This is a genomic window from Flavobacterium sp. AK-345 (genome assembly GCF_058310175.1).
This window is the reverse complement of sequence record NZ_JBZEER010000004.1, coordinates 347,643-363,946: the sequence shown is the minus strand read 5'-3', so window position 1 is coordinate 363,946 and position 16,304 is coordinate 347,643. Positions and strand designations below refer to the sequence as shown.

Below are 16,304 nucleotides of genomic sequence, written 5' to 3'. Positions count from 1 at the left end.
ATTCCGTTTTGCGGAATGGATTTTTTATTTAAGATTGCCACTTTTAATTAAAAATAATCTTTTTAGTTGCAGTAAAGTCATTCTCAAGAGTAACTTTTACAAGCAATACCTGATTGGATGATTGCAGGTTTTGTATTTGAAGCTCTGTTGTGCCTGCTTTCTTTTTGCTGTAAAGCAGTTTTCCCGAGATATCGAAAACCGTTACCTCTTTTATGTTTTCTGCCGAAGAAGTTACCTTGATGGTTTTGTCTTTTACAGAAACCAGAAGTCCGTTTTCAACATTTTCAAAATCTCCCGTTCCAAGTGTTTTGTTGGTGTAACGCAATACCAAACGATCGCTAAAAGTTCCTTTCTCGGTAGTAAAGGTATAATCGCTTGTTGTTAAATCGTGTATTACCCCGGTTTTCTTGTCTTCCAGATAAATGGCATGGCTGCTCAAATCACCATCGGTCTTATCAATAGAAATCGTAAAATCTCCGTTTATCGTTGTATTGTACCCCAAAGGAACCTGATCTGTATCTGTAAAAGGCAGGGCACGTCCCTGGATTACATAATTGTTTCCGTTGTCAATACTATAGAAATCAACATACGGATTGGCATTAAAACTCACCCCGTCGTATCTGTCCTCGTATTCATTGGTTGCCCCCTGCACGTAACCTACCAGCATTTGCTTGAAGACTCCCTTTGTATTGGTCATATTCAGCCATACGTGGTGTGCATCAGTAGTTTCTTTTGATGCGGATTTGAAAAACTGCGTGTTATCGGCAGCTCCAAGTCGCATGTCATTGTTAAAGGTCACTGTTCCGCCAGCTTTGGACGTTGCAAAGAAGGATTGTCCGGCGCCTATGAATCCAGATGGTTCCTCGTTGTTATTTCCGGGTGTTCCTCCGGTAATGGCACGTTCTTTTACAACTGTGCTTCCCGTTAAATTATAACTGGCATAATCATCTGAAGTATAAGTGTAGGCACCTGTTAAGGTAACCGGTGTATTATGGGTCCAGAAATACAGGGTTCCTTCTAAAATAGCTGTGTTTTGGTCCAGGAATTTTTTGGCGCTCAGGGCAGAAGGATATGGGTTTCCGATCAAATACGGTTTGCCTGCCGTTAGTGTTTCACCTAAAATTACACCATTGTTGGGCACGCCGTTAAACTCAGCAGGATAATCTGCTTTTACTGTCAGCGAATAGGTTTGCGGCCCACGGATGATATATCCTTTACCGACTTTCATAACCGTATTTTTATTGGTAATTACCCAATTATCGCCACTGTATCCGAAATATTTATCCCCTAAAGTCAAAGGAGAAACATCAATAAGTTTTTGAGGACTTACCGGTGTTGACCAGTATACGAAATCACCTCGCCTGATTTTTGGGGCAATACGTTTGTATTTTATGTTTCCTGAGTTCACGGCATTGTCATTTACCTGAACCAGGCTTGAATGGTTCTCGAATGTCAACGATGCAGTTGCAGAAACCGTAAGTGCGTTTACAACTGTAAGGGTATAGTTTGAAGGTACTGTTATGGCTATTGCCGGATTTATGGTAAGGGAGCAGGCAGTCAAATCAGAAGATATGGTAAAAGCTCCTGCAATAATGGCCGCTTTGCTTGCATCAGGGGTACCGTTTGACCACGCTGTACCGCTCCACGTCGTAGAAGATTGATCGAGGATTGTAACATCTGAAGAAACTGATGAAGTACAAGTCCCATTACTTACTGTAAATCTGTATGTTCCGGCTGCAAGACCTGTAACTGTATAGCTAGTTCCTGTGTTATTGATTGTATTTGAAACGAAACCAGTTTGATTTATTGTCCAGTTACCTGCAGGTAAATTATTTAATGTTACACTTCCCGAAGTAGTACAGTTAACCTCTGTTTGTACTGCTATACTTGGTGTTGTTGGTAACGCATTTACTGTAATTGCAGATGAAGAAGTCGCCGAAGTTGCAGTACATCCATTAGGAACAGTTGTATAATTAATAGTTACTGTTTTACTTCCAGATGTTAGATATCTTAAAGTTACTGTATTATCAGCGCTAGTTCCACCAGAAACAATTGTATAATCTGTTCCTGCAGTTCCCGGAAATCCCCACACATAGGTAGACATTGCCGCTTGAGTAGTGTAAGTAACAGAAGTACCAATACAAGTTGATCCTGCAGGTTGGGCAGTAAATGTTGGCGTTGGTAACGCATTTACAGTAGTTGCAGATGAAGATGTCGCCGAAGTTGCTGTACAACTATTAGGAACAGTTGTATAATTAATAGTTACTGTTTTACTTCCAGTTGTTAGATATCTTAAAGTAACCGTATTATCAGCACTAGTTCCACCAGAAACAATTGTATAATTAGTTCCTGCGGTTCCCGGGATTCCCCAAACATAATTGGACATTGCACCTTGTGTAGTGTAAGTAACAGAAGTACCAATACAAGTTGATGCTGCAGGCTGGGCAGTAAATGTTGGTGTTGGTAACGCATTTACAGTAGTTGCAGATGAAGATGTCGCTGAAGTCGCTGTACAACTATTAGGAACAGTTGTATAATTAATAGTTACTGTTTTGCTTCCTGTTGTTAAATATCTTAACGTTACTGAACTATCATTGCTAGTTCCTCCTGAAATAATTGCATAATCTGTTCCTGCTACTCCCGGTAATCCCCATACATAATTAGACATTGATACCTGTGTAGTGTAAGTAACAGAAGTGCCAATACAAGTTGATGCTGCAGGCTGGGCAGTAAATGTTGGTGTTGGTAACGCATTTACAGTAGTTGCAGATGAAGATGTCGCTGAAGTTGCTGTACAACTATTAGGAACATTTGTATAATTAATCGTAACTGTTTTGCTTCCAGCTGTTAGATATCTTAAAGTAACTGTATTATCAGCGCTAGTTCCACCAGAAACAATTGTGTAATCTGTTCCTGCGGTTCCCGGGAATCCCCACACATAATTGGACATTGCCGCTTGTGTAGTATAAATAACAGAAGTACCAATACAAGTTGATGCTGCAGGCTGGGTAGTAAATGTTGGTGTTGGTAACGCATTTACAGTAGTTGCAGATGAAGATGTCGCTGAAGTTGCTGTACAACTATTAGGAACATTTGTATAATTGATAGTTACTGTTTTACTTCCAGCTGTTAGATATCTTAAAGTAACCGTATTATCAGCACTAGTTCCACCAGAAACAATTGCATAATCTGTTCCCGCAGTTCCCGGAAATCCCCAAACATAATTGGACATTGCCGCTTGTGTAGTATAAGTAACAGCAGTGCCAATACAAGTTAACGCTGTTGGTTGTGCAATAAAAGTTGGCGTTGGTAATGCATTTACTGTAACTGCAGATGATGATGTTGCAGAAGCTGCAGTACATCCATCAGAAACATTAGTATAATTAATAGTTACAGTTTTACTCCCCGCTGTAAGATATTTTAAAGTAACTGTGTTATTAGTAGTCGCTCCACCAGAAACAATTGTATAATCTGTTCCTGCAGTTCCTGGAAATCCCCAAACATAATTAGACATTGACGCTTGTGTCGTATAAGTAACAGAAGTTCCAATACAAGTTGATGATGCAGGCTGGGCAGTAAATGTTGGTGTTGGTAATGCATTAACTGTAATGGTTATTGTATTTCCAAAACTTACGCATGTTCCTGTTCTTACAGTTAATATCCCGGTATAAGTTCCAGCTGGTGTATTTGCAGGCACTACAATTGCATTGTTAATTGTTGAAGGAGTAGCGACAAATGTATTAGCTATATTTGTTCTATCTGCTATTCCTGCAGTATTTGCGGCTGTATCCCAATCTATACTAAATGAAGTTGGAGAACCTGTCGTAGCAGAATAAGTAATAGATCTATTTTGTACCAATGTAGAATTAAAACAAGTACTGTAGTTACTATTTGTTAATGTTACAGACGTTGGATTGTTAACACTTATTGAGGCACATGTTGTCGCACCACAAGAATTTTTATATTTAACATAATAAGTTGCATTTCCTGTAGGAGTTAAAGTTAAAGCCCCACCTGGAAGAGCAGATGTTCCAATTACCGGTCCTGAACATGAGCCTGTAGTCCATTCTGCATATCCACCAGCACTACCAAAACTTCCTCCCACAGCTGTTAGTGTAATAGCATTCCCAGAACAAACTGTACTAGAAGATGAAGTTACTGAAGTCGGCGCACTAATTTCTGAAGTTGTATTTACAGGAATTACCACAATTGTTGGATCGGAATAAATACCTGAAGTTACAGTTCTTCTATACCAGGTTTTTTGACTAATAGCTGAAGGAATTGTATAATCTCTGCCAGTACTTATTCCAGGAGCAGTTGTATATCCTGCAATGGCACTAGTTGTACTAACTTCCCATAAATAATTGTAAGTTCCATTTCCTCCAGAAGGATCAGAACCAATTATAGTGCTTGGAGTTGTACCTGAACAAATAGGCTTGGCGTATGTTGCCACAACATAATAATTTTTAACAATTCCAAAGCATGGATCGCCAAATGTATCGTTAAATGCCCCAGACGCCGGAATAGTTGCAGAAGTGTTACCTAACAATCCTGTAGTAACAGTACGGCTATTGAATGCATGACAAGATCCAATTGTGAAATTCGGAGAAGTTCCGCCCGGAAGGCCATAACTTGCAAATTTAACATTTATGAAAACAGTTCCATCTGGAGCTGTTAATGTTAAAACTCCATCGTTTTCTCCTCTTACTCCGGTTATTTGCCCTGTTATACCGTAGGATGCATAATTATTATCAATAGCTGGATAAGGTGCTCCGGCGACTGTTATTCTTCCGGTATTAGCGGCAGCAAAAAAAGTATTATTAGTATTTGCAGCTACCGGATTTGAATTTGTATGTCCCCAAGTAGAAGTTAATGGTCCGGCACCTCCTAAAGTTAGAATTCCGGCAGTATGCTGAAAACTCCCTAAAGCGGCAACAGTATTTGTAGAAATGGATAATAGATTGGTAATAGCTAATGCTGCTGCAAAAGTTTTTGTTCCGCCATTTGAAAGTGTAAGATTTGTATAGGCAGTAGATCTAACTGTTTGATTTACCCCATCATAATTTACCGTTGATGATGTTCCATTTAATGCAACGGTACTGCCTCCTGTTCCAGATAGTGAAAAGGGAGTTGTATTACTAATTAACAATGTCCCAGATTGTGCACCGCTAGCCATAGAAAATGTTGAAGTATTTGACGAATGCTCGTTAGTAGTTATAATTTGACCATCTAAATTTAAAATACCACTTTGCAAATAAAATGCTGCATTAACCGTATTACCACCACTTCTTCTACTGTCAAGTGTCAAATTTCCAGTAATGTTTAAATTCGAAATAGTTGAAGTTATTGATGTACTTAACTGTGCATTGGGATTAACATTACTACCAACAGTCAAAGAAGTACAATTTAAGGTTCCACCACCTGTAATAGTAGTTGATCTGCTACTGGAAGCTGAAGACTCATAAATTATTGTTCCTGCTGCAGTTGTTGCTAAAGTTAGCGAAACACCTGAATTAATTGTCAAGGTGTTGATGTTTCCACGAAAAGTAATTGATGTACAAGCAGCATCTGCGGTAACAGTAATTGAATTTCCATCTATATAAACAACATCTCCTGCTACCGGAACACTTGCACCTGAACCACCACCTGCACTTGTAGACCAGGTTGCAGTAGAATTCCAATTTCCATTATTCACAGAATATCGAGTAGCTGCATTAGCAAATGAAACAACAAAAAACATCCCCAAACAAAGCAGTTTCACGCTAGGAATAAAAGATTTTTCAGTAAAAATTATAGTAAATAAAAGCTTTACTAATAAAAGTAGTTTTCTAATCATATAGTAGTGGTATTTGTGATTACATTTTGAAAAAAACTTATCAGCATTCTTTAAAAAATAAAAAACACTGATATTTAATCACTTACGATTTTATGATTAGAACAGTTTTTAAATGTTAATGTTAAAATAAATTTTAACATTTTGAAAGCATTTATTTACAAACAAATTTTGAAAATAAATACATTAAAAACCAATTCAACTTTCAAAAAAAGCTAACTCTTTAAACATCAGAACTTTTTAAAATAAAGTATTCCTTTTAAGATTATTCTAGTCCAAATAAAGCGTAAAAAACAGTTTATTACAAGTATTTTATTTTAAAAATTAACTTTTCCGACAAATAGCATCAATTACCGACCAAATGCATTTTTTTGTGTTAACAAAAAAACGATTGCTTTAAAAACCCTACTTTTTATACCTTGATTTTTTTGATTTTTTCGCAAAAAAAAAGTCCACTCGTCTATAACAAGTGGACTTTTCGCTGTATTATTGCTTTCTAGTAAACTATTTTACATGTTTTTGTTTCGTTGGTATCCAAAATTACTTTCACTAATAAAACCTGATTTTTGACTTTCAAATTGTCAATTTTCACCACTATATCTGATAAATTTGCTGTTTTATAAATCATTTTACCAGTAAGATCATAAATATAAACTGTGTCTACTTTTTCAGTACTGGATGTAATAGTAATTACCTTATTTTGCACGGCAATCAAAACATTTTTATCGTTCGCCTCAAATTCTCCCAAACCTAATGTTTTGTTTACATAAGTCAATACAAAACGATCTGTATAAGTTCCCGTTGCAGTTGAAAATGTATAATTGCTGCTGTTTAAATTATGAACTGTATTTGTGACTTTATCTTCAATATAAATAGCATGATTGCGTAAATCACCGTCAACGTGGTCTATTGAAATTGTAAAATCGCCGGCAATAGTGCTTCTGTAACCTAATGGAACAATATCTGTATTTGTAAATGGCAAGGCTCGACCCTGAATTACATATTTATTATCATTTGCGATACTATAAAAATCCAAATACGGATTACCATCAAATGTTACGCCATCGTATTTGCTTTCAAAATCATTAGTTGCTCCTTCAATGTAACCAATCAGCATTTGCTTAAAGGCTCCTTCGCTATTAGTCATATTTAACCATATTCGATGTCTTTCAGTTAATGCTGAATTTGAATTATTTTCAGGTTTAAAAAACTGAGAATTGTCAATACCTCCCAATCGCATATTATTGGTAAATGCAACTGTTCCTGCATTATTAGCGGTTGCAAAGAAAGATTGACCCGCCCCGATTTTACCGGTTGGAGTACTGTCGTTATTTTGTGGTGTTCCCGTTGGTGCTGGTGTTCCTATACCTACACCACCAGTAAAATTATAACTGGCATAGTCATCCGAATTATATCGGTAAGCACCTACCAAAACCACAGGAGTGTTATGTGTCCAAAAGTATAGAGTTCCGTCTAAAAAAAGATTTGCGCTTAAAAATAGATTTGCATCTAAAGCAGATGGATACGGATTTCCAATTAAATAAAATTTACCCGCCGCTACGGTTTCTCCAAATAAATCACCATTATTTGGCTGACCGATAAAAGAAGCCGTAAAAGTAACTCTATTAGTATTTGAATAATTTTGAGGAGCACGAATACTGTACCCTTTTCCAATTAACATATAACTGTTTCGATTGATGATTGCCCAACGATCTCCATTATAAGAAAAATATTTATCACCCAAGGTCAAAGGAGATACATCAAAAAGCCTTTGTGGATTTACAGGTGTTGACCAATAGACAAAATCTCCCCTAAGAATTGGAGTAGTAGTTCGTTGATAAGTAATATTACCTGTATTGATAGCATTATTTATTTGTAATAAACTGGCATTATTTTCGAAAGTTACACTTCCTCCATTATTTGACAATGAATTCATTAAGGTAAGAGTGTCTAAAGCTTGAATTGTAATGTTTACTCCTGCATTTACAGTACAGCTACAAGCTGTAATGTCTCCGGCACCGCCACCAGCTGAGATGAAATCTCCCGCAAAAATAATGTCCTGATCCGCTGTAGGTGTTCCATTAGACCATGAAGTGGTGTAGGTATTTGTAACTAGACTGGGCACGACTGCATTTGCAGAAATTACCGAAGTACAAATCCCATTACTTACTGTAAAAGCGTAAGTATTGGATGAAAGTCCGGAAATAGTAACAGTTGTTCCTGAATAAGGTTTTATTATTTCACCGGGATATAACGTTAATGTCCCTCCGACAGGTAATCCGCTTAAAGCGATGCTACCTGTGGCAACCGTACATGATGCAGGTGTTATGGCTCCAATAATTGGAGATGCAGGTGATTCATTTATCAATATACTAAAAGCCACACCAGAACTGGAAACACAAGAATCACCATTTGCTACAGTCAAAGTTCCACTATAAGTTCCGGGTGCAGTTCCGGCAGGAACAGCTATTGAAATTGGACTAGTGGTTAATGTTGCATTGGTAACCGCTACAAAACTATTCGCAGGAGATGCGTTCCAGACAATGCTATAAGTTGTTGGAGAATTGGTGGTTCCCGTATAAGCTAAAGTTGTATTTTGTGAACTTGCACTTGAACATACGGGCGCAACTGTACCCAAGGTAATGGTTGGCAGAGGATTAACATCAACACTAAAAGCCACACCAGAATTGGAAACGCATGAATTACCATTTGCTACAGTCAAAGTTCCACTATAAGTTCCGGGTGCAGTTCCGGCCGGAACAGCTATTGAAATTGGGCTAGTTGTTAATGTTGCATTGGTAACCGCGACAAAACTATTCGTAGGAGAAGCATTCCAGACAATACTATAGGTTGTTGGAGAATTGGTGGTTCCCGTATAAGCTAAAGTTGTATTTTGAGAACTTGTACTTGAACATACAGGCGCAACTGTGCCCAAGGTAATGGTTGGAAGAGGATTAATATCAACACTAAAAGCCACACCAGAACTGGAAAGACAAGAATTACCATTTGCTACAGTTAAAGTTCCAGTATAAGTTCCGGGTGCGGTACCGGCAGGAACTGCTATTGAAATTGGACTTGCATTTAAAGTTGCGTTTGTAACCGCTACAAAAGTATTGGCAGGAGATGCGTTCCAGATAATGCTGTATGTTGTGGGTGAATTTGTAGTTGCAGTATATGCTAAAGTTGTATTTTGAGCGAGTCCCGTTGCACACACCGGAGCTACTGTACCAAGAGTTATGGTTGGCAAAGGATTGACAACTACACTAAAAGCTACTCCCGGACTCGAAGTACAAGAATTCGCATTTTTGACAGTTATTGTTCCCGTATAAGTTCCGGAAGCCGTTCCCGCTGGTACTGCTATTAAAATTGGACTCGCATTTAAAGTTGCGTCTGTAACCGCTGCAAAAGTATTGGCAGGAGATGCATTCCAACTAATGCTGTATGTTGTGGGTGAATTTGTAGTTGCTGTATATGCTAAAGTTGTATTTTGAGCGAGTCCCGTTGCACACACCGGAGCTACTGTACCAAGAGTTATAGTTGGCAAAGGATTGACGACCACACTAAAAGCTACACCCGGACTTGAAGTACAAGAATTCGCATTTTTGACAGTTATAGTTCCGGTATAAGTTCCGGCAGCCGTTCCCGCAGGTACGGCAATACTAATTGGACTTGCATTTAAAGTAGCATCAGTAACTGCTGCAAAAGTATTGGCAGGAGATGCGTTCCAGATAATGCTGTAAGTTGTTGGAGATTGTGTCGTACCGGTATATGCTAAAGTTGTATTTTGAGCAAGTCCAGTTGCACAAACGGGTGAGATAGTACCCAAAGTAATTGCAGGCAAAGGGTTTACTATTACAGTTGTAAAATTTGACTCTATAGATGCACATGTTCCACTTTGCACAATTGCTCTAAACTGAGTTGTTTGAGTAAGTGATCCTGAAGTATAAGTTGTTAATGTATTTGCAATATCTGCCCATGTTGAAAATGGACTCACTGAAGATTGCCATTTTGCAACTGTTCCCGTATGTCCGGTTAAAGTTAATTGAGCACTTGTAAAACCACTACAAATTGTTGTGCCGCCATTAACCGTTCCTCCTACAGATGCAGGAGATACAGTAACAGTCGCGGTATTATTTGTAGATATATTAGAAACACAAACACCAGATGTTAATGATGTAATAGTTATATTACTCGTTCCAAGAGTTGTAAAACCACTAGCAGTAAAGGTTCCTGTACCTGCTGTAGTGATTGTCATTGGCGCTGTTAAGGCAGTTCCGGCTGGACTGCTACGATTGTAAGTTACAGTATAAACCCCTATCGGTAAAAAGGTAGCGGAAGATGTGATTGTTACTTCAGAAGTTCCTGATGTGACACAAACATTTGCTGCTGAAGTTGCGTTAATTTGATAAGTAGGACAGGTATAGGTAACAATTACCTGACCACGTGCTCCTGTACCTCCAATCTGGGCAGCACCTAAAGCAGAATTAATGGCCCCTGAACCTCCACCACCAGGTGCGGTTCCGGCATTTCCAGGACCAGTACCTAAAATTAAACTTGAGATCGCAGCTCCTCCAGCTCCTCCTCCTGGTGTAGCTCCTGTTCCACCTGCACCAGAGGTAAGTCCTAGCGATAGAAGAGCAGAACTTCCATTTCCTCCATTTGTACCAGGATTTTTTGTTGTTCCAACCGAGGCGCTTGTCGTGCCTCCTGGACCTCCTGTAGGAGTATTACCTGTAGTATTTGCAAAGCCTCCGGCGCCTCCGGCTGCGAGAATTGAGCTTTCAAAACCTAAAATAGTAGAACTTCCTCCCGTGTTTCCATTACCAAGGGTTCCAGAAGTAGTTCCTGCAACTGAGACCGATAAAGTGTTACCTGCAACAACTGTAATATTAGCCGCTGCATAAGCTCCACCTCCTCCACCTGCAGCACCCCTTCCCAAAAGTAATCCAGCGCCAGCAGCTCCACCTCCGGCTCCGCCACCTCCCCAAGCCTGAACTGCCATACTTGTAATTCCCGCAGGAACTACTAATGAACCATTGGCTGTAAATGTGTGTGGAGGCTGAGCCCATAAAGAAGCATAGATAATAGAAAATAATAAAGATAGTTTTAGCCTCATAATAGTGGTATTTAAGAGTTTAACAAATAATTTACCTGTGCTATCTTTAAGGAAAAAGAATATTGATTTCAGTAAATGATTACATGTACTTTTTTCTTAAAAACGCACTATATCTAAGTTATTGAATTAAAGGTATTTATATTAATAAAAGCGCTATTTACTTACAAGAATTACATATTTAGAAATTTTCTATCTTTGTTTTCTTAAAAAATTAAATTTTTAGTTGTAAATTCTTACTTTTGGCTAAAAATGTTTAATATTTTCACACTATCAATTTTGCTGTAACTATATGACAATCAAAGAAGCAATACAAAAATTAGAACAATTTTGCGCCTATCAGGAACGTTGTCATGCTGAGGTAACTTCCAAACTATATGATTTGAAAATGACTACCGAAGAAATGGACCAGATTATTGTTCACTTAATTCAGGAAAATTTTTTAAATGAAACTCGTTTTGCATGCAGTTTTGCCCGGGGAAAGCATCGTATTAAACATTGGGGTAAAATCAGAATTACAAATGAGTTGAAATTCAGGCAGATTTCTAATGCTAATATAACTTTGGCGTTGAAGGAAATTTCTGCTGAAGAATACCAAAACACATTTGACGAACTTTCTGAAAGATGCTGGCACAGTATAAGTGAAAAAAACACTTTAAAAAAGCGAAAGAAATTTTGTGATTATCTGTTAAGAAGAGGTTACGAAAGTAATTTGGTTTATGATAAACTGAAAGATTTTGAACAAAATTTATAACGATTATTCCCTTTAAAAAGCTTGTGAGGAAAATCTCTTTTGCATTTCAAATAACAGTCGTAAAAAACCTATAATTTTACACATTTTAAGAAATGTCAGAAAATCATTATTTTGAGGATAATTCACCATATCTGACGTTTTTTTGATAATTACTCCAAAAAAATACGTCCATTTCTGATTATATTAGAGATTTTTCTTATTTTTGACTTTGACGTTTTATAAGAAATAACATTAATTGTCATTTTTTTCGATGTAGTTCAACGATTTTTTTAACATTTCATCGATTATATAGCGCTTCAGAAAACCCCTTTTCAAACAAACACGTAGATGTATCTATCTTTGCTCGGTCAAATTATTATGCCAGCATAACAACCTGATAGAAAACATTTAACATGAAGAAAACTTTACTTTTATTTTTATTTTTACCTTTTTTTGGATTTAGTCAGGTTGACTTAATAAAATGGGATGCGGCATCAAACAGTAATCGATTTACATCTACAAACATTGCAAGTACAGTAACTGGTCAAAATGTAACATCAAACGGCGCAAGTTTATCTTATGTTTATGAAAATGATGATAGTGTATTTTTTCAAACAGGAAGCTGGCCAACTCCTGCAGATAAAGGCGGAGAGTACGATCCTGCCAAATATATTCAATTTGCAATAAAACCAAATACAAATTATAAAGCAGACTTAAGCACTTTTACTTTTGAATGCCGATCTGGATCTGGAAAATTCAGAATTAAGTATTCTAAAGACGCAACTTTTGCAACTGGAGTTAAAGATTTAGTTGCCGAAACAGCATCTCCAAGTTCCTGGACGACTTATAGCCCAAGTTTTTCTACAGAAATAAATCCGGTTCTAAGTACCGAAACTGTTTACATCAGAATTTATTCTTACAGTACTTACAATACTTTTGAAATAAAAACAGGTACAAAAAACACCAATATTGTACCTCTTTTAAGAGGAACAATAACAAACTTTGATTCTGCTAAAATTTTGGCTATAAATGATTATGTAGATACAAAAAAAGAATTAGCAGTCAACATCAATCCGTTAAATAACGACGTAAAAAAAGAAAATGTTACTTCACTTGTAATTTCTACTCCGCCATCAGCGTCAACAGGAACTGCAATTATTAATCCGGATAAAACAATAACTTTTAATCCCGCAGTAGGTTTTACGGGTTCCGTGACTTTTAGCTATACAATATCAAATGCAACCGAAACTTCAACAGCTACTGTAAAAATAACAATTGTAGATAATATAGATAATACATTATCTCTTTGGAACGGAGCTTCAAATAGTTTTAATCCGGTTACAAATGCCTATGTTAATTCTAATTCACCAATAACAGCTATCGGCGCATCATTAAATTATCAATATCAAAATACAACTACAGCTTTTTTTCAAACCGGAAGCTGGCCAAACCCGTCGGAAAATGGCGGTAGTTATGATGCGAACAAATACATTCAATTTAAAATAAATCCTGACTCCAATCATCAATTAACATTAAAGCAATTTAACTTTACTTACAGAGGGGCAAACGGTCAGAAATTCCAGGTTAGATATTCGAAAGATGTTAATTTTGCAACAGGGGTTAAAGTATTGATTCCTGAAACAAATAGTGCTACGGATTGGACAAATTTAAGCGGTACTTTTTCTTCAGATACAAATCCGGTACTTACTACAGAAACTGTTTATGTAAGGTTTTATGTTTACAGCACGTATAATACTTTCGAAATAAAAAATGGAAATGGTAATAGTGAAGGTCCATATATAACCGGTACAGTAAAAGACGTTAACACCTTAACTGCAAACGATGATTTTATATCAACTCCAATTAATGCAGCTGTAGTAATTCCAATTTTAGCAAATGATGTTGTTGGTGGTTCTGCTTTACAAGCAATTACTGTTACACAACCTTCAAACGGAAGTGTAACTGTAAACGGTACTACTAATATCACTTTTACACCGGCAAGTAATTTTACCGGAACAGCAACATTTACATACACATTACGTAATGCAAATTCAAATTATTCTTCTGCAACTGTTTATGTAAACGGAACAGCGCCATTATGTACTGCTACACCAACTCCGGGAATTAACTACTGGAAAGGGTTTGTTTATACCTATACAGGTAATGCACCTGCCGCGACAACATATGTAGGATCTATAGCCGAAAAATCAATTTTTGACAGAAATGTTGGTGAAAGTACAATTACCGGAGATGCAACTGTAGAAGCAAACAACTTTTGCGGTACTGCACCAAGCGATAAATTCTTTGTTCGTTATTTAATGCAAACTGACGTAGCAACAACTGAAACTTACAGTTTTAATATTGGAGGAGATGACGGTGTTCGATTGTATATTGATGGAAATTTGGTTACGATGAGCCCTACAAATTCATGGGGCGATCATAGTTATATCAGATACGCTGCACAATATACTTTAACAGCCGGAACACATAATTTTGTATTAGAATATTATGAGAATGCGCAAGCTGCGAGAGTTTCATTTTCGTACGGTGCTATAAAAGGCGATACTACTTTTCCGTTTGGAGATTATAAATGGAACGTTTATGGCTTTACACTTCCGGACATTTCTTTAGTAGCAGCAAGTTATGCAGGTACTTACGTAGATTCTAATTTAAATATCAACACGCAGACATTCTGGAACAAAACAAAATCGCCTTCTTATTACTCAGGCTGGCAAGGAGCCCCAATAGATGTAGATCAATTTGCTATCACATATAAGCGTAAAGGATTTGCTTGTGGACGTTACCAAATACAATTAGTAAACTGTGATGATGTTGCTGAAATTTATATTGATGGCACAAAAATATTTACTCAAAATGGTTATACTACTGCATCAACATTAATTAATAATGGGCAGACTTATCTTTTAAACGCTAGCTCAAAAGTTGAAGTACGTTTAAGAGAAGACGGAGGAGATGCAAATGTTGCGATTAATTTTATTGATGCTCCTTCTGTTTATGACGGATCGACGAATGTAATTCCAACAGGTTCTTCAATAATTGTAAATAATGACTTAACCTTAACGGGAAATCTGGAAGTTTGTTCTTGTACAGTGGCTGCAGGTAAAACTTTTACAATACCTGCAGATTTAACATTAACGGTTAACGAAAACATTGTTGTAAATACAAATGCTAAACTTGTTATAAAAAACAACGGATCATTAGTACAAACAAATAATACCGCTACATATACAGGAAGCGCTGATTCATTTCAAATGGAACGTATCTCGACTCCTATGAAAAACTTCGATTATACTTATTGGTCATCTCCTGTTATAGGACAAAAATTAAAAGTATTATCTCCTAATACATTAGGTGACAAGTATATGTCATATAATGGAACTTCATGGGCAATTGAAAATGGTAATAATGTAATGAAAGCAGGAAAAGGATACATTATTCGTGTTCCTAAACCAAATAGCATTTATTCAAATGGTAAAGACTATTGGACAGGAACTACTTATGCTCAGCCGGTAAATTTTATTGGAATCCCAAATAACGGAATTATAACTGGTGAAGCACTTAAGGCTGGTAGTCCTCAATTAATTGGTAATCCATATCCATCAGCAATAGATGCAGACGCTTTTTTATCAAACGTAAATAATTCATTTTTAGAAGGAACTATATATTTCTGGACCCACAATACAAAAATTACGAAAAACAAATATACTTCGGATGATTATGCTGCTTATAACAGACTTGGAGGAATAGCAACAAAGGCAGAAAGCTCAAAAACAGGAGGAGTTAACACTGATGCTCCACTAGGAGAAATTGCAGCAGGGCAATCATTCTTTGCTGTTACAAAAACAGCTGGTAATGCATACTTTAACAATAGTATGCGTGCTATTGGAAATAACTCTCAGTTCTTTAAAGCTGCAAGTTTAGAAAAACATCGTGTATGGCTTAATTTAACCAATGATGAAGGTGCTTTTAAGCAAACTTTAATTGGATATGTTGACGGAGCAACAAACGATTTTGATAACGATTTTGACGGAGCAGTTTTTAATCAGAATGCCTATGTGAATTTCTACAGCATTTATAATGAATCAACATTATTATCCATTCAGGGACGTGCTTTGCCCCTAGACAATAGCGATGTTGTGCCTTTAGGATATTCATCTACAATTGCTGGAGATTTTACAATTGCAATTGACAACGCAGATGGTGATTTAGCAAGCAAAAATATTTTTATTGAAGATAAAACATTAGGAACAATTACTGATTTATCTCAAACCGATTACAAATTTACTACAGCTATAGGTACTTTTAACGACCGTTTTGTTCTACGTTATACAAATAAAACATTAGGAACAGGAGATTTTGAAAGTACAGCAGAAACTGTTGTGGTTGGAGTTCAAAATAAAACGATAACGATAAATTCATCAAAAGAAAATATTGATACAGTTTATATCTATGATATTTCAGGCAAATTATTATACAAGAAAAAACAAGTTGATGATAAACAATTAACTATAGGCAATCTGGGTATTGGTCAACAAATAATTCTTGTAAAAGTGATATTAGAAAACGAACATATAAATACAGTAAAATCAATGTTTAGATAATAT

At 36.7% G+C, this 16,304-nt stretch carries 4 protein-coding genes; 2 read left to right on the top strand and 2 right to left on the bottom strand.

The features are described 5' to 3' along the window. Positions 1-43: 43 nt before the first annotated feature. Together AC4FQ3_RS10620 and AC4FQ3_RS10615 are read right to left on the bottom strand one after the other, a co-directional pair. The gene (locus AC4FQ3_RS10620) at positions 44-5,836 is read right to left on the bottom strand and encodes a DUF8693 domain-containing protein (RefSeq protein WP_491181832.1); all 5,793 of its coding nucleotides are present in this window, start codon (positions 5,834-5,836) and stop codon (positions 44-46) included. A gap of 493 nt (positions 5,837-6,329) precedes the next feature. After that, positions 6,330-10,949 carry a DUF8693 domain-containing protein gene (locus AC4FQ3_RS10615; RefSeq protein WP_491181831.1) on the bottom strand — a complete coding sequence of 1,540 codons (4,620 nt, stop codon included), beginning with the start codon at positions 10,947-10,949 and terminating at the stop codon, positions 6,330-6,332. A 289-nt stretch (positions 10,950-11,238) separates the two neighbouring features. On the opposite strand from AC4FQ3_RS10615, the gene AC4FQ3_RS10610 reads away from it, so the two are divergent. Then, entirely contained in the window at positions 11,239-11,700 is a 462-nt protein-coding gene (locus AC4FQ3_RS10610) for a regulatory protein RecX (protein WP_491181830.1), read from the top strand. Between the two features lie 392 nt (positions 11,701-12,092). After that, positions 12,093-16,301 (top strand): DUF8693 domain-containing protein, encoded by a 4,209-nt coding sequence (locus tag AC4FQ3_RS10605; RefSeq protein ID WP_491181829.1) that lies wholly within the window; start codon positions 12,093-12,095, stop codon positions 16,299-16,301. Positions 16,302-16,304 lie beyond the last annotated feature (3 nt).